Origin of the sequence: Sphingomonas hankookensis (assembly GCF_001619955.1) — a bacterium.
Lineage (GTDB): Bacteria > Pseudomonadota > Alphaproteobacteria > Sphingomonadales > Sphingomonadaceae > Sphingomonas > Sphingomonas hankookensis_A.
This window is the reverse complement of sequence record NZ_LQQO01000045.1, coordinates 19,885-35,519: the sequence shown is the minus strand read 5'-3', so window position 1 is coordinate 35,519 and position 15,635 is coordinate 19,885. Positions and strand designations below refer to the sequence as shown.

The 15,635-nt window shown below is 63.0% G+C and carries 16 protein-coding genes; 15 read left to right on the top strand and 1 reads right to left on the bottom strand.

The features are described from left to right. Positions 1 to 109: 109 nt before the first annotated feature. A complete protein-coding gene (locus AVT10_RS14700; protein ID WP_126013847.1) occupies positions 110 to 709 on the bottom strand; it encodes a hypothetical protein in 600 nt (199 codons plus the stop codon). A gap of 446 nt (positions 710 to 1,155) precedes the next feature. Here AVT10_RS14700 and AVT10_RS14695 point away from each other — a divergent pair, with 446 nt between their 5' ends. The 15 genes from AVT10_RS14695 (at position 1,156) to AVT10_RS14630 (ending at position 15,563) form a co-directional block, all read left to right on the top strand. Next, positions 1,156 to 2,037: a hypothetical protein gene (locus AVT10_RS14695; protein ID WP_066693093.1), complete on the top strand. Its 882-nt coding sequence runs from the start codon at positions 1,156 to 1,158 to the stop codon at positions 2,035 to 2,037. Positions 2,038 to 2,116: 79 nt separating this feature from the next. Further along, positions 2,117 to 2,821, top strand: coding sequence for a hypothetical protein (locus AVT10_RS14690; protein ID WP_066693090.1), 705 nt, complete (start codon positions 2,117 to 2,119; stop codon positions 2,819 to 2,821). Further along, on the top strand, positions 2,821 to 3,342 hold the full coding sequence (locus tag AVT10_RS14685; protein WP_066693087.1) for a hypothetical protein: 522 nt from the start codon (positions 2,821 to 2,823) through the stop codon (positions 3,340 to 3,342). The genes AVT10_RS14690 and AVT10_RS14685 overlap by 1 nt, the downstream gene beginning before the upstream one ends. Positions 3,343 to 3,800: 458 nt before the next feature. Further along, positions 3,801 to 4,382, top strand: a complete 582-nt coding sequence (locus AVT10_RS14680; RefSeq protein WP_198158602.1) for a hypothetical protein — start codon at positions 3,801 to 3,803, stop codon at positions 4,380 to 4,382. Between the two features lie 377 nt (positions 4,383 to 4,759). Next, complete coding sequence (locus AVT10_RS14675) at positions 4,760 to 5,092, top strand: ArsR/SmtB family transcription factor (RefSeq protein WP_066693079.1); 333 nt, start codon at positions 4,760 to 4,762, stop codon at positions 5,090 to 5,092. Between the two features lie 11 nt (positions 5,093 to 5,103). Continuing rightward, entirely contained in the window at positions 5,104 to 5,532 is a 429-nt protein-coding gene (arsC, locus tag AVT10_RS14670) for an arsenate reductase (glutaredoxin) (RefSeq protein WP_066693076.1), read from the top strand. After that, positions 5,532 to 6,818: an arsenic transporter gene (locus tag AVT10_RS14665; protein WP_066693074.1), complete on the top strand. Its 1,287-nt coding sequence runs from the start codon at positions 5,532 to 5,534 to the stop codon at positions 6,816 to 6,818. The genes arsC and AVT10_RS14665 overlap by 1 nt, the downstream gene beginning before the upstream one ends. 40 nt (positions 6,819 to 6,858) lie before the next feature. Next, positions 6,859 to 7,611: an arsenical resistance protein ArsH gene (arsH, locus tag AVT10_RS14660; RefSeq protein ID WP_066693073.1), complete on the top strand. Its 753-nt coding sequence runs from the start codon at positions 6,859 to 6,861 to the stop codon at positions 7,609 to 7,611. A gap of 367 nt (positions 7,612 to 7,978) precedes the next feature. Further along, a complete protein-coding gene (dcm, locus tag AVT10_RS14655) occupies positions 7,979 to 9,232 on the top strand; it encodes a DNA (cytosine-5-)-methyltransferase (RefSeq protein ID WP_066693071.1) in 1,254 nt (417 codons plus the stop codon). Continuing rightward, positions 9,225 to 9,698, top strand: coding sequence for a very short patch repair endonuclease (locus tag AVT10_RS14650; RefSeq protein ID WP_066693068.1), 474 nt, complete (start codon positions 9,225 to 9,227; stop codon positions 9,696 to 9,698). The genes dcm and AVT10_RS14650 overlap by 8 nt, the downstream gene beginning before the upstream one ends. Next, entirely contained in the window at positions 9,695 to 11,056 is a 1,362-nt protein-coding gene (locus AVT10_RS14645; protein WP_066693061.1) for a type II restriction endonuclease, read from the top strand. Before AVT10_RS14650 ends, AVT10_RS14645 begins: the two co-directional genes overlap by 4 nt. Further along, positions 11,053 to 11,346 carry a glutathione S-transferase N-terminal domain-containing protein gene (locus tag AVT10_RS18915; protein WP_332307357.1) on the top strand — a complete coding sequence of 98 codons (294 nt, stop codon included), beginning with the start codon at positions 11,053 to 11,055 and terminating at the stop codon, positions 11,344 to 11,346. Before AVT10_RS14645 ends, AVT10_RS18915 begins: the two co-directional genes overlap by 4 nt. Then, positions 11,306 to 11,671, top strand: a complete 366-nt coding sequence (locus tag AVT10_RS18910) for a hypothetical protein (RefSeq protein ID WP_332307356.1) — start codon at positions 11,306 to 11,308, stop codon at positions 11,669 to 11,671. Before AVT10_RS18915 ends, AVT10_RS18910 begins: the two co-directional genes overlap by 41 nt. A 359-nt stretch (positions 11,672 to 12,030) precedes the next feature. Then, positions 12,031 to 13,767 carry a hypothetical protein gene (locus AVT10_RS14635; protein ID WP_066693058.1) on the top strand — a complete coding sequence of 579 codons (1,737 nt, stop codon included), beginning with the start codon at positions 12,031 to 12,033 and terminating at the stop codon, positions 13,765 to 13,767. Further along, the gene (locus AVT10_RS14630) at positions 13,764 to 15,563 is read left to right on the top strand and encodes a hypothetical protein (protein WP_066693055.1); all 1,800 of its coding nucleotides are present in this window, start codon (positions 13,764 to 13,766) and stop codon (positions 15,561 to 15,563) included. Before AVT10_RS14635 ends, AVT10_RS14630 begins: the two co-directional genes overlap by 4 nt. Positions 15,564 to 15,635: the final 72 nt, after the last annotated feature.

Sequence of the window (15,635 nt, the reverse complement as noted above, 5' to 3'; positions counted from 1 at the left end):
CATCAATTGCTGTCCGCATTGGGATAAGCATTTTCTCGGAAGATCCCGGCGAGGGCGCCGTCGTGTTCCCGCCTCGACAACGTCCACGGCACGACCTGAACCGACTGGATTATGAGGCTTTGTCGCGAACCGGCATCCGAAAGGGATTCCAGAACGGATGACGCTTGCCTCCGTGACCGCGCATATCCGCAGCGGTGCGGATGGGCGGTAGCGCATCAAGACGCTGGTCGACCTTGCGACGGATATAGCGCGCGATCGCCTCGACCTCGACGGCGGTGAGGACGGTGTAGTTGCCTCGCACCACGCCACACTTGTTCAATGCAGCGATCAGCGGACCATATTCCGCGCTATCGGCTTCCTGACGTTCCGCGGCATCTTGCTGTTTCCAGCGGCGACGTTCGGCGGCATCGACCTCTGCGATCATTTCCTCAGCCAGTTCGATCGTAACGATATGGCCAAGCGCCTCCGCGAGTGGCTTTTCGAGTTTGCGTATCGCGTTGGCGCGGTCCGTCTGGAGGCGGTCCCGCGTGTCGTCGACGTAAGTCTGAACGCGGAAGGCGTTCACGAGCATCCGCCGCGCAGGCTCTCCGGCAGTGCCCCGCTGGTCTCCGTCGTTCGCGCGGATGCGGGCGAGCGCGTCGTCGATGGCACTCCATCGGCCATTGAAGCGGCGGGCTAGGTATCTGAGGGTGGTGGTTAGGTCCTTCACAATTGATCTCCGACAACGTCGGTTGTTGTAGGTTCGCTTCCGGTTCGCTCCAAGCGAACGCGCAAAGCTCCGATGCGGTCGAAGACGCAGCGGGGCGCCCGAGGACGCCGCGCGTTCGATCAAAGGCGCGTCAGCGCCGACCCAGACGAGCGACAGCGAGGACACCCGCCTGAAGAGGCGGCGCAGCAAACGTGATGCTCTGCCCCACGTTTGCGGTATTGCGCCTAAAAGTCTTGATCGCTCAAATGATGGATTACCTACTGTAATTCGATCAGGCGCTTCCCCTGCGGAACGAAAGCATATTGTTTGTAGCGCTTACCTGTATGTTTTGCTCGGGACATTTCCGCTTACGCAAGTATCGTTCTTGCGAGACATGACAGATTTGGGGATGTAAATGGATCTCCGCCTGAGTTCGGACTTCTTCCGAACCGGCGGAGGACTTTACGTTGCAACATCTTCAGACGGCGCTCGATGCATTGATTGGCGTCGGAACCGACCTGGTCGTCAACGCCGCCGCATCGTCGGCGCGCGGATATACATCGGTCCGCGAGACCGCGATCGACCTGCGGAGCGAAGCGGCGCTCCATCAGCTCGTCGGCCCCGCGCTGTACAAGTTCGCCAGTGGCATGTCGAATGAGGTCGAACGTCGTGCGACTCCGCGGTTCAAGTCGATCCTCGCGCATCCGCGCCACGGGCGTGACCAGCTCATCGACGAAGTCGACAACGCAGACACCGAACTCAACACAGCCATTCATGGGGTCGGGTCGTCGCCCACCGCAGGAGCACTCTTCCGCGTCGCGCTTGCGATCATTCGCGTCCGTGCCATCACCTTGGCGGTCGGCGAGCACGCATTCGTAGATCCACGCGGTACCAAAGGAAGTGGCGGACCGACGCCGCGTCGCCGGGCGATCAAGGCGACCGATCTCGGCGAGGACGTGGCGCGATGTGTGATCGCTGCCATCGACGCCGGCGGTGGGTGGCATACGGCCTTGGAACCGCTCCGAATGATGGAAGCAACCGGCGCGAACCGCAACGGCGTGGCAACCAAGATCCTGGCGTTCGCGGACATGGAAGGCGGGCACGCCATTCTGGAGCGCATCGCCGCCAGCGTGCGCCCGCACTTCCCGCCGCCGGTTCAGCCGGCGTCGACAGATTTGCCGGCATCTGATGCCGTGGTCCAGGACGTCAGCACGCCGATTGGAATCGCCAAGGCAGATCGCGTGGTTGCCACGGCCGCCGAGCGCCGTCCGGCTATCGACGGGATAGGTCGCCGGCCGTCCGCTGCGGAAATCGCGCGTCGGCGCAAACTGGAGAACTTGGAGCGATGAACCTCCGAATCTCGGCATCCGCCCGCGCGCCGCCCGATCGACAGGCCGTAAAACTGCGAAATCATACCGGAGATGTAAGATGAATATGAATAATTATTATCGTTACCTGCACCTGTTCGAGAAGGAGAAGGGCGGCGTCGGATCGACGGGAAGCCTCGTGTCGGCTGCGCATGCCGTGATGATGCGTGGCGAGCCCGTGGTCTTTATCGAGTGCAGCGTGACCCAGAGCGACGTCTCGAACGCCTATGCGAAGCGGCACATGGTGCATGAGGTTGACCTGAAAAGCGACGACGCCGCGGACCAGATCCTCAGCGCCGTCCAGCAGGCGGAACCCGGCGCGCGGATCTTCGTCAACGTGCCCGGGGGGCATCTCGACGATCTCGATCGCGTCCACGATCTCGTTCGATATGTGAAGAACAAATACCCCGATCTCATGCAGGTCGCCGTCACCTGGACGATGGGCCTCGACGCCGCCTCCCGCACGACGCTGGATGTGCTGCGAGAGACCGACATCCCGGGTCAGCTCATCCTGAACCTGCCGGAGTGGCATGGCGAGCTGGAGGACTACAGTCACGTCGACCAGGATCTGCTCGACAGCATCCGGGCGGAAGGGGGCATCGTCCTGGACATGCCCGAGCTCGAGCCGCACCTCTACGATCGGTTCCGCAAGGACGAAATCGGCTTGGATGTGCTGTCCCAGGCTCGGGGCATGACGTTCGGAAACGTCGCCGCATTCGAAATGTGGCAGGACAAGATCACCGCGAAGCTGGCGGATATCTACTGATGTCCGGCGGCACGTCAGCGATCGTGAACTTGTACATCGCGATCTACGGCCATGCGCCTTCGTCCCAGACGACGAAGGCGCTGATCCGCGCCGAGCAGGTGCTCGGCATCACCAAAGGAGATGCGCTCGCGAGGTTCTACGTCGTCCTGCTACACTCCGCCGATCGCATCGACGATGCTATCGGTCAGCGCAAGGAAGACGAGAAGGAGTTCATCAAAAATCTGCGTGGCGCGACGAGGAACCTGGCGACGATTGTCCGCGAAGTCGACGATGCCGGTCGCAAGGTGATGCGCACCGCGAAGCAGCGCGGGTCGCTGCTTTCGGACGACGATGTGGTTGCGGTGGATCGTTCGGCGTCCCCACTGTTCGCGTATCTGCGTCACGCCTTCTATTTCACCAGTATCGGCGAGGACGACGAGGAGCGCATCAGTGCCGCACGTCTCGACCTTTTGGCTACGGTCGTGCTCTTGGTCTTCAGCGCTGGCGCGATCTGGGGGATGTTCCGGCTCTTCCCGGTTTGACGGCGGGCCGGAAGCTGGCTGGTCCGCCTATTGATTATATTAAGTCACCGGGGGGTCTACTACCGACGAAAATTGGATTGCAGTGGTGTTAGCGCTTACCGGCAACACCCGGGGTCGTGTGGTGATCCTCCATGCCCCCGGGCGTTGTCCAGTTGCCGGTCTGCGTCACGCCTTCTATTTCGCCAGCATCAGCGAGGACGTCGAGGAGCGCATTATGCCTCCGCACCTTGGCCCTCGCCGCTACGGCCGTGCTGCTGGCCATCGCAGCTCGTGCAAGGTGGGGGATGTTCCGGCTGTTCCCCATATGACACCGCGACGGCAGACCAGAAGCCGGCTGGGCCACCCATTGATTATATTAAGTCACCGGGGGGTCTACTACCGACGAAAACCGGATTGCGATGATGTTAACGGTTGCCTGCTAGCGCCCGGTTATGTGGCGATCCTCCATGACTCCGGGCGTGGCCCGATTGCCGAAGGGTATGTGCCTCAGGCCGGAAAGCGCCCGAGCGCTGCTGCATGCCGAGCGGTTCGCGCGCAAGGCCTTGTCGCCGATGGACACCGCGATCACCATCGAGTTCAGCTCGGCGCTGGCGAGTAGCATGCAGCCCTACATGCTGTTCCGCAAGATCTGGGAGAACACGCGGCGCGCGTGGAACTACCGCGTGAAGCAGGGCAAGGCGCACGGTTCCTTCGACGCGATCGCGGTTTGGGAGCAGCCAGCGCATGGACCGATCCATGTGCATTGGCTGCTGCGCTGGTCTCCGCTCGACCGGGACGATCTCGAGCGGCGCATCCGTCGCGCGCTGAAGAAGCTCGCGCCCGCCATGCCCAATCGCTGCCTGATGGTGCAGCCCGCGAAGACGACGAGCAAGTTCGCCAAATACATGGCAAAGGGTATCGACGCTCCCTACGCCGCCCATTTCTATCTGACGCACTCGCCGCAAGGGCCGATCCCCCATCGTCGGATCATCATCTCCCGGTCCTTGGGGCCAACGGCGCGCGAGGTTTACCGCAAGGCGACCGGGCTTTCGCCGCTCTGACGCCCGCATCGATCGAAAGCGGATTGCATGTCCCTGTACGGGAATCGGTCTGACCGTCGCTGGAAAGACGTAGCGTCAACCATCACCTTGCGGTTCGGCAAATCCTCACCGGTTGATGGCCAGCCTGCGGACGATGGTTTGATCAAAATGTGACCCAATTTTAGAACACATTCTGATCACTAAGTTCTGTCCTAATCGACCCCACTTCGGACGTCCATTCATCGTTTCCAATATGACAGATGTCCCGCCCGGGGTTCAATTCGCAGTCGTCACCAGCTCGGGGACAGCGCACGCACAGGGTTTGGAGGACGGCGAAACCGCACGACGTGCTCCTACAATCTCGTGAATATGCTGTTTATATCTGTTATGCTGGATTCATGGATAATGATTCGGCTATCGCCGCCCTTGGTGCGCTTGCGCAGGGCACCCGGCTGGAAGTGTTTCGTCTCTTGGTCCGGCATGAGCAGGACGGCATGGCGGCCGGCGAAATCGCCCGTCAGCTCGACGTGCCGCAGAACACCATGTCGGCGCATCTCGGCATCCTTGCGCGCGCCGGTATCGTCCGATCCGAGCGCCACAGCCGGTCCATCATCTACCGCGCCGACCTTGATAGCCTGCGGGCGCTGACGCTGTTCCTGGTCAAGGACTGCTGCGCCGGCTCACCCGAGCTCTGCGCGCCCCTTATCGCCGAACTCTCCCCCTGCTGCTGAAAGGACGCGCCATGGCCGTCGACGTCGTGATTTACCACAACCCCGCCTGCGGCACGTCGCGCAACACGCTGGCGATGATCCGCAACGCCGGCATCGAGCCGCACGTCGTGGAGTATCTGAAGACCCCGCCTTCCCGCGCCCTGCTAGTCGAGCTGATCGATCGTGCCGGCATCACGCCCCGCGATCTGCTGCGCGAGAAGGGCACGCCCTACGCCGAGCTCGGCCTTGGCGACGCCTCGCTGACCGACGACGCCCTGGTTGACGCCATGATGGCGCACCCGGTCCTGATCAACCGGCCGCTGGTCGTCTCGCCGCTCGGCGTGAAGCTCTGCCGTCCGTCGGAGGCCGTCCTCGACCTGCTGCCCGAGCCGCAGCGGGGTGCGTTCGCCAAGGAGGATGGCGAACAGGTGGTGGACGCCTCAGGACAGCGCGTCGCCTGATGCTCCTCGCCCTCGCCATCTTCGTCGTCACGATTGCGCTGGTCATCTGGCAGCCCCGAGGCCTCGGCATCGGGTGGAGCGCGCTGGGCGGTGCGGCCGTGGCGCTGCTAGCCGGAGTGATCTCGCTCTCGGATGTGCCGGTGGTGTGGGGCATCGTCTGGAACGCGACTGCGACGTTCGTCGCGATCATCATCGTCAGCCTGCTGCTGGACGAGGCCGGTTTCTTCGAATGGGCGGCGCTGCACGTCGCCCGATGGGGCGGCGGGCACGGCCGACGCTTGTTCGTCCTGATCGTCCTTCTCGGTGCAGCCGTGTCGGCGCTGTTCGCCAACGACGGTGCCGCGCTGATCCTGACGCCGATCGTCATCGCGATGCTGCGAGCACTTGGCTATCGTGATAGAGCGACGCTGGCGTTCGTCATGGCGGCGGGCTTCGTAGCCGACACGGCCAGCCTGCCGCTGATCGTGTCCAACCTGGTCAACATCGTGTCGGCCGACTTCTTCCGCATCGGCTTCGCCGACTATGCCTCGGTGATGGTGCCGGTGGACCTCGCGTCGATCGCGGCGACGCTGGTCGTGCTGCTGCTGTTCTTCCGCCGCGACGTGCCGATCGGCTATGACGTCGCTGCGCTCCGCACGCCGGCCGACGCGATCCGGGACCACGCTACGTTCAAGGTGGGCTGGGTCGTCCTTGCCGCGCTCCTGACCGGCTTCTTCCTGCTCGAACCCATCGGCGTTCCGGTCAGCGCCGTCGCCGCCGCCGGCGCGGTCCTGCTGCTCGCCATCGCCGGGCGTGGCCATGTCATCGCGACCCGCAAGGTCCTGCGTGGCGCACCGTGGCAGGTCGTGATCTTCTCGCTCGGCATGTACCTGGTCGTCTACGGCCTGCGGAACGCCGGCCTGACCGACCATCTCGCCGGTCTCCTCGACCGCACAGCCCAGGGCGGCGTCTGGGGTGCGGCGTTCGGCACCGGCATCATCGCCGCGCTGCTGTCGTCGGTTATGAACAACATGCCGACGGTCCTGGTCGGCGCCCTGTCGATCGACGCGACCCACGCCACGGGTGCTGTCCGCGAAGCGATGATCTACGCCAACGTGATTGGCTGTGACCTCGGCCCCAAGATTACACCGATCGGGTCGCTGGCTACCCTCCTATGGCTGCACGTCCTCGGCCAGAAGGGCATTCGGATCGGTTGGGGCTATTATTTCCGCGTCGGCGCGACACTGACCGTCCCCGTGCTGCTGGTCACGCTTGCCGCACTGGCGATCCGGATCAGCGCCGAATGACCTGCGGAAACCCTCTGAACACCGCTGGAAACCCCATTTGATGCCCCTTCGCACCCTCACCGACCCGGACCATCTGCCCGCACTCGATCACCGCTACGCGCTGGAGCGTCCCGCGCTGGGGCTGGGTGCAGGCGACCCACCGCCGCGCATTCTGCTGCTCTACGGATCCCTACGCGAACGATCCTACTCCCGACTGTGCGTCGAAGAGGCGGCACGCCTGCTGCGCTTTTTCGGAGCGGAGACCCGCATCTTCGACCCGTCGACCCTGCCGCTGCCGGATCAGGTGGTTGGCGACGACCATCCCGCTGTCCACGAACTGCGCGAACTGTCGATGTGGTCGGAGGGACAGGTGTGGTGCAGCCCGGAGCGGCACGGCCAGATCACCGGCATCATGAAGCTGCAGGTCGACCACCTGCCGCTGTCGATCGGCGGGATGCGCCCGACGCAGGGCCGGACCCTGGCCGTGATGCAGGTGTCGGCTGGGTCGCAGTCGTTCAACAGCGTGAACACCCTTCGCGTTCTCGGCCGCTGGATGCGGATGGTGACGATCCCGAACCAGTCGAGTGTCGCCAAGGCGTTTGAGGAGTTCGACGACGCTGGCCGCATGAAGCCGTCCAGCTACTATGACCGCATTGTCGACGTGATGGAGGAACTCGTCCGCTTCACGATCCTGCTGAGACCGCACGCCGCCCAACTGGTCGACCGGTATTCGGAGCGTAAGGACGCTGGGGTGCCGATCGACGCGGCGACCGACCTGTCTAGTATCGCTACGGCGCCGCAGAAACTTGACTGATTGAATGGCAACCCTTGGCTCGGTCGTCATAAACCTTCCAACTGCTCATGCGCACTGATGGGTCCCGACTTCTTGTCCCGTAGGACCCAAAAGCGGTTTGAATCGCCCCGGGTTTTTTTGGGGACTCCAAGTCCTGATAAGATGGAGCCATGACGAGCAAGGCGACGAACATATTTGCGCCCGAGGTTCGCGAGTGAGGTAAGCGGATGGTCCCCGATCACGGGCAGGATCATCCGTCCGCGTTGCAGGTGTCCCGGTCCAACTGGAGAAAATGAGTTCGTCTGGATCATGGGGAACATTGACAGAACAAACTTGCCTGCTGGGTGACGTTGCGCCATGGTGTCGCAAATCGACACAGGGAACAGGCATGCACAGGCTACGATCGACACACAGCGAGTTTGGCGCACTAATCGCGCGTGCGGGGCTGACGCGCGCCGAGGCGGCAGCGCTGATCTCGGTAACGCCACGCACGATCGAACGCTACCTGTCAGGCGACGCAAAGCCGTCGCGGCTGGCAGTCCGCGTACTTGAGGACGCGGCGCGACGTGCATCGGCACCTCCGCGTCCGGTGTCGTTCCGGTTTATCGACTTGTTTGCCGGGATTGGCGGTTTGCGGATCGGCTTTCAGGGGATCGGCGGGCATTGCGTGTTCACCTCGGAGTGGGATCGTCATGCGCAGGATACGTATGCGCTGAATTTCCGCGACAACCATCCGCTGGCGGGCGACATCCGTGACTATGCCGATGATCCCTCGCTGATCCCCGAGCACGACCTGCTGCTGGGTGGCTTCCCGTGCCAGCCCTTCTCGATCGCAGGCGTGTCAAAGAAGAATGCACTGGGGCGACCTCACGGCTTCCTATGCGACACTCAAGGCACGCTGTTCTTCGATACCGCGCAAATTATCGCGCACCACCGCCCGGTGGCGTTCGTGCTCGAGAACGTCAAGAACCTCGAGCGGCATGACAAGGGCCGCACCTTTGCGACCATCATGAACGTGCTCCGCAACGAGCTCGGTTATCATGTGCAGGCGCGGGTCATCAGTTCTGAGCACTGGGTGCCGCAGCGCCGCGAGCGCGTCTTTATCGTCGGCTTTCGCGAGCCGACCAGCTTCGATCTGGCGGGGCTGCAGCTGCCGCAGGGTGGTCCGAAGCTGGGCAGCATCCTCGAGCGGCATGAGGACGTCGATCCGAAGTACACGCTGACCGAGCGGCTGTGGGAATATCTGCAGGGGTACAAGGCCAAGCATGCCCTGAAGGGCAATGGTTTTGGCTACAGTCTGTTCGGTCCCGACGATGTCACCCGCACGCTGTCGGCCCGTTATCACAAGGATGGCTCGGAGATCCTGATCGACCAGCCGGGCAAGCGCCCGCGCCGTCTCACCCCGCTGGAATGTGCGCGGCTGATGGGCTTCGATCACGGCGACCGGCGCTGGAAGATCGAGGTCTCGGACACACAGGCCTATCGCCAGTTCGGCAATGCGGTCGTAGCTCCAGTGGTCGAGTTCCTTGCCGATGCAATGCGTCCGCATCTGGAGGCTGCGATCGTCAACACGCAGGATCGCTCTGCGGCGTCGGTGACGATCACGCGTCCCGACCGGGAACCCGTTGCCGCCCATGGCTGACGTCGTTCCGGCTGATGTGCGCAGCCGGATGATGGCAGGCATCCGCAGCACCAACACAAAACCCGAGCTTCTGCTGCGCCGCGGGCTGCATGCCCGCGGACTGCGCTTCCGGCTGCACGATCGCAGCCTGCCAGGCACGCCCGATCTGGTGTTTTCACGCTGGCGCGCGGTGGTACAGGCGCATGGCTGTTTCTGGCATGGCCATGACTGCCACCTTTTCAAGTGGCCCAAAACCCGTGAAGAGTTCTGGCGCGCGAAGATCGCGCGCAACCGCACGGTTGATGCGCGCGCCGAAGCTGCGTTGCATGATGCCGGCTGGCGCGTCGCTGTCGTATGGGAATGTGCGCTGAAGGGTCGCACGCGGCGCGATCATGGCGATGTGCTCAATACACTGGCGACATGGATCCGCAGCAAGGATACGGTCATCGAGATCCGTGGGCTGGACGCCATGCTGGAGGAACGGTGACTACGCAGATCGACATGTTTGACGATGGTGACAATGGCGGCGCGATGTTGCTGGTCGAGCTGCTGCGCTCGGCCAGCCTCGTGCTGGTCAAGAAGCTGTCGAACAACGACCGCGATTGGGCGCAGTTTCCCAACAAGCATCAGGGCGGGGTCTATATCCCCCCAGCGCAGCGCGAGAGCGGGTTCTTCCCGCAGCTGGTCGAAAAGGCCCGCGCTGATGGCGAAGCCACGATCCGCGAGTGCTTCTTTCGCACCGAATGGCCACAGGTCGATATGGTGCGCGAGAAGACCCGGCTGGTGCATTACACCAGCAAAGGCGCCGAGACCCACATGACAGGCGTCCCGAAGCCGGCTTTCGCTACGCTGTCGCCGGCCTCGTTCCTCGTCATGGGGCGCTATGTCACTGAGGGGGTGTCGATCTACCGCTGCCTGACGATCGATTCCGCCTCAGCTGACGCGCTGCTGCTCATTGATACGCTGAGCCTGCCGGCCGACTTCGTCTCCGGCATCTTTGAGCCGGCAGCGGCGCTGGCGGCCGAGCGCGACGCGATCCTCGACTTTGCAGGTCGCGCGATTGAGGCATGGCTGGCAGGCGAGATCGCCGCCTTTGCCGACGGCAATGCCGCCCTGCCTTCCACTGTCGTGCTCGCCCGCATGGCACGCGACAGGTATCTTGCCGACCATGGCCTTACCACGCTCGATCCGTGGGCGATTGAGCGCCCCGGCGACGCGGTGCGCGAGATCAGCCGCACGATCGAGTGGGAGCTGTTCCGCGAGTTCCAGCGCCGCGAGCGCGCGATCATGCTGGTGCGCACGATCCTTGGCGACACCCCGTCCGACGTCACCGCCGCCGGCATCATCCGCAGCGTCATCGACAATATCGGCGAGGTCGACCGGCTGATGCTGTCGGCCAGCCAGCAGCGCAAGTCGCGTGCGGGCTATTCGTTCGAGCACCAGATCGAGGCAATGCTCGCCGCCGGCGCCGTGCCGTTCGAGAAGCAGGTGGTGATGGACGCAAGGAAGCGCCCGGACTTCATTCTTCCCTCGCTTGTGCGCTTCACCACACCGGCACCCGGTGCCACCAACGGCCTCATCCTGAGTGCCAAGACGACGCTGCGCGAGCGCTGGAAGCAGGTTCAGCGCGAGATGGCCGGCGGCGACCTGTTCTTGGCCACCGTCGACGAGTCGATCGCTGCCAATGCGATCGAGGACATGGCCTCGCTCGGGATCGTGCTGGTAGTGCCCGAGACACTGCGCGAGTCACGCAGCACCGAGTATGTCCGCCACGCCAATGTGATCGGGTTTGACGAGTTCTTTCACGAAGAGCTGCGCGGGCGGCGCATGACGGGATGGGCATGAGGGGTGGGGATACCGCCACAAGTGCGAACAGCCTTCCCCTGCTCTATTCGTTCCGGCGTTGTCCCTATGCGATTCGCGCGCGGCTTGCCCTGCTGGCGAGCGGCACGGCTTGCATCATCCGCGAGATCAGACTCTCCGCGAAGCCCGCCGAGCTGCTCGCTGTGTCGCCGAAGGCGACCGTGCCGGTGCTGTCCGATGGGAGCGTGCTCGACCAGAGCCTCGACATCATGCGCAAAGTGCTTGCACGCCATGATCCGGCAGGCAGGCTGGCTGGACCGTACCGACGGTGATCTGATCGCCGCCGATGATGTCTCGTTTAAGCATAACCTTGACTGTGCAAAATGCCCTGACCGTCACGACAGCGAACCGGCACCACACCGCGCCGCATGTCTTAAGCTGTCGCGCCCGCTTGAGGAGCGCCTGTCCGCTAACCGCTGTCCTTGCGGTGATGCCATGGGCCTTGCCGACGCAGCCATTCTGCCCTTCGTGCGGCAATTCGCTGTGATCAATCGCTGCTGGTTTGACACCCAGCCTCTGTCGCTCACCGGCACTTGGCTGAATGAGATGGTCAGCTCCGCCCTGTTCGACGCTGCAATGGTCCGTTTGCCACCATGACGAGGCGGAGATCCTGAAACATTGTTCCCGCTGGTAAAGGGTCTCCGAGATGGGCCGATGTGTGAGGTCGAGGGATCCGGCAGCAGGTAGATACCTGATCAGAAAGACCCAAACTCGGCCTTTCAGGCCGTCATCTTCGCTCCCCGGCTCCTGCCATTCATTAATGTTCTGAATCGGGTTCGAAGGCCTAGATGTTGCCGATGCTAATATGGCGAGATTTGGGACTTTCCTGCCATTCTGTTCCAGCGTGTTCAACGACAGCTTTTACCAAACCTAGACATTCGCGATGGCTTGAGCACTGCTAGATACTGGATATAAGGACCGCGGACCGACCTAAGCGTCCGCCGATTGGGGGACGATTGAGCGACCGGGACGATATCATCGCAGCAGCGAATGCGGGCGCGCTGCCCGAGATGTTCGTCGAACGGCTAAGCCGTCACCGCACTGACGAGCTCGGCAAGGCTTTCCGCGCGGCCCTAGCCAAACTCCACAACGACGGCACGATCGATGTGCTGGAACCTGCGCGGCAGATCGCGACATCACCGATCAACCAGCACGACTTCTTCACGGTGATGCACGTCTATAGCGATCTGATCCCGGCGCTCGACGCCAGCGTCCCGGACATGCTCGCCGCCGTCAAAGCCCTGTCGACGCGCGCCGGCGAAGATCTCGCCTCGGGCATGGCCAATGGCGGCTATCGGACCTGGGCCGAACAGGGCAGCCGCGCTCGCGACACGTTCGAGACAATCAACCCCGAGGATGGTGACGACAGCGCCTATGTCTTCTTGGCGTTGCAGGCGCTGGCCAAGACGGAGCCCGATGCGGCGCTCGACCGCGCGATCCTCTATGTCGGCCGCAATGCAGGTCCGGCGCAGTCGGCCGCGGCCAAGGCGATCGGCACGTTCGATCTTACTGATCCCGACCGCCGTACCCGCGCTACCGACGCGCTCGCCGCCCATGCAGCGAGCGCCGACGACAACAGCCTCGGTCATATCCTCGCGGCAATCTGTAAAATCGCCAAAGCTCATCCCGACACCCACACAAAGGCCGCGGCGCTGATCGACGCCAATATCGAACGCACCGGAGACCATGCGATCCACCAGCTGTCGCTCGAACTGATGTTCCATGCCGACGAGCTACCGCCGGCAATCGTAAAGCCTCTGACCGCGATCATGCACCGTGTTCCGATCGGCAATCGCGGCATAATCCGCCACATTGGCGCGGCGGCGGGCAAGCTCGCCGACAAGAACCGCCTCAACGAAGCGCTGGCGCTGATCACGCCGTTGCTCTCACAGCATGAGGAGCTGACCTCCCTCGAGCCGCTCGGCAGCCTCAACTATCATCTGCTGCAGTTACCGCCCGACGAACTCGCTCAAACCATCATCATCTGGCTGCTAGCGTGCGACCCCAATCTTGGCCGCGCTACCATGGCGCTGGTCGGCGACCATCATGGCGATACGCCGCTTATCCTCGATCCTCGCTCCGCAGCCGCCAGCCTCGACGACCCCGAGCGGCTGCTGCTTGCCCACCGAGCGATCGGCTGGCTGTTCGTCCATCCGGTCACTGCCGCGTCGCTGGTGGTCGGCCTGCTCAACGGCGCCGGCGACGCTGCGCAGCGCACGATCGCCGAACTGCTGTTCGATCCGCTGCTGATTAACTTCTCGGGGTCGGTTGGCGACTGGATCGCCGAACAGGCCAAGGCTCCGGGTCATTCATCACAAGCCATCCTCAACGATCTCGTCACGCGGCTCGAGACTTATATCGAGGGGCTGCGCAAGCCTGGCCGGATCAAGGAACTGCGCCCATCCGAGCGCGAACGGCTGATCGAGAACCACCGCCAGCATGAGTCGATGCGCCAAGCCTATAAGGCATCGGAGAAAACCTCGATCCTCGCGTCGCTCGCAACGCGGCAGGTGCTGCTCTACGGCACGCGCTCGATCAGCTATTTCAAGGGAATGGGCGGCAAGCAGCAGCGCAGCGAGATTAAGATGCACAGCTTCAGCCACAGCATCGAATCGCCACGCCTCAACATCCTCGAGCCGTTCGACCTCGACTATATGCTGCGCGTGTTTCGCGCGATGAGAACCGCGCCATGAAACTCGTCATTCGGGAATATCTGGCGTCGCTGAAGGAGCGCGACGAACTCGACGCGGTTCTACCCGACCTACTGACCGAACTGGGCTTCACGGTCTATTCGCGGCCGGCGCGTGGCACGCGCCAATATGGCGTCGATGTCGCCGCGGTCGGCTCCGGCCAGGATGGCATCCGGCGCGTGCATCTGTTCTCGGTCAAGTCGGGCGACCTCGACCGCAACGAATGGAATACGGCGAGTCCACAAAGTCTTAGGCCGTCACTCGACGAGATCCTCGATCATTATATCGCGAGCCGCATCCCGCCGGAATATGCGAGCCTCCCTATCGCGATCTGCCTAACCTTCGGCGGTGCGATCGACGAGCAGGTCCGCGCTGAAGTTACGGGTTATATGACCCGCAACACCACGCCCAAGATCACCTTCGAGGAGTGGAACGGCGATCGGCTGGCAAAGGTCATTATCAATGGCATATTGCGCGAAGAGCTCCTCCCAGCACAGCAGCGCAGTCATTTGCGCAAGGCCGTGGCGATGGTCGAAGAACCCGACATCGCGCTCGACCACTTCCAGACGCTTTTGCGCGCAATTGCCGACCAGCCCGCCACAACGCCCGCAGCCCGGCTCAGTCAGGCACGGCTGATCAACATTTGTCTATGGATCATGTTCGTCTGGGCGCGCGAGGCCGACAATGTCGAGGCGCCCTACCGGGCCAGCGAGCTAGCCTTGCTCGAGGTGTGGCAGCTGCTGAAAACTGACATTGCTAGGACCTCGAGATCCGGCGAGGCCGCCAGCCTCGTGCTCAACGAACTGGCTGAGCTCCATTTCACGATCTGGCGTGCGCTGTTCGAGGACAAGATCCTACCGGCGGCCGAGATCCGTCACGCGATCTCAACCGCGGTCGAAAGCCACGCCGCACTCGACATCAACCTAAAGCTGTTCGATCTCGTCGGCCGGCTTGCGCTGCGCGGGCTGTGGCTGGTCTGGCAATTGTCGCCGGCAAGCGGCCCCGTTGTTCTGACCAACGACTATCTCAACACGCTCCCGGCCCTCGTCAGCGACACCACCCGGGCGACCGTCAATCAGATCGACCGGCTGATCGAGGCCATGATGGCGATAGTCAGCAACAATCGCGCGCTTCTCTCGCCGATCGGTGACTGGCAGGCGATCGACATTGGTATCGCTTTCACCTTGCTCGCCTGCCGTCCCGGCGCGCATGGCGCGATTGATCAATGGGCCGATGAACTTGCCAAGCACTCGATGTTCGCGTTCAAAGCGCATGGCCGTTACCCGATCACCAGCCGCTCCTACTGGGATCTGGTTGATCATCCGTCCGAGCACAGTGACGAGTATCGCACCGCCTCGACCGAGGGCAGCATTCTCTATCCGTTGCTAGCGCTGTGGGCGGCGGCCAGAGGCGAGCAGGCGCTATTCGACGAGATCGCAAAGTTCAGCGAAGACGGCCTTGCACATCGCACGTTCCAGACTTGGTTTCCCGACGCGGATAGCGAGGACAATCTTTATCTCAACCGCGACAGCCACGGGGCGTCGCTAGCCGGCATTCCAGTTACCGAAGGCACGCGAGACGCGCTCGATTTCATTCTCGCCGAAGCGAAGACCAACAAACATTATGACCAGCTCACGGCGGTGAAGCTCGGCCATTGGCCGATCGTGCTGACCGCATGCCGCGCATATCGCCTGCCAGTACCGCCGCAAGTCTGGCGCGACCTGCTGCCACATGTCAGCCGGCCAGCCAGGGGGCCGGTCCCGCCGCCAGATGACGGCACGCCTGAGCCACACGCATGAGCCACCAGACGCTGGCCCCGGAGACGCGCGCTAGACGCGGTCACCTGCCAGCACGGTTCCGCCACGCCTACA

Coding starts and splice junctions, on each gene's coding strand:
- AVT10_RS14685 (WP_066693087.1), top strand. CDS start 2,821: ATGTCCGGCGGCACGTCAGCGATCGTGAACTTGTACATCGCGATCTAC.
- dcm (WP_066693071.1), top strand. CDS start 7,979: ATGCACAGGCTACGATCGACACACAGCGAGTTTGGCGCACTAATCGCG.
- AVT10_RS14650 (WP_066693068.1), top strand. CDS start 9,225: ATGGCTGACGTCGTTCCGGCTGATGTGCGCAGCCGGATGATGGCAGGC.
- AVT10_RS14690 (WP_066693090.1), top strand. CDS start 2,117: ATGAATATGAATAATTATTATCGTTACCTGCACCTGTTCGAGAAGGAG.
- AVT10_RS18910 (WP_332307356.1), top strand. CDS start 11,306: ATGATCCGGCAGGCAGGCTGGCTGGACCGTACCGACGGTGATCTGATC.
- AVT10_RS14665 (WP_066693074.1), top strand. CDS start 5,532: ATGCTCCTCGCCCTCGCCATCTTCGTCGTCACGATTGCGCTGGTCATC.
- arsH (WP_066693073.1), top strand. CDS start 6,859: ATGCCCCTTCGCACCCTCACCGACCCGGACCATCTGCCCGCACTCGAT.
- AVT10_RS14630 (WP_066693055.1), top strand. CDS start 13,764: ATGAAACTCGTCATTCGGGAATATCTGGCGTCGCTGAAGGAGCGCGAC.
- AVT10_RS18915 (WP_332307357.1), top strand. CDS start 11,053: ATGAGGGGTGGGGATACCGCCACAAGTGCGAACAGCCTTCCCCTGCTC.
- AVT10_RS14675 (WP_066693079.1), top strand. CDS start 4,760: ATGGATAATGATTCGGCTATCGCCGCCCTTGGTGCGCTTGCGCAGGGC.
- arsC (WP_066693076.1), top strand. CDS start 5,104: ATGGCCGTCGACGTCGTGATTTACCACAACCCCGCCTGCGGCACGTCG.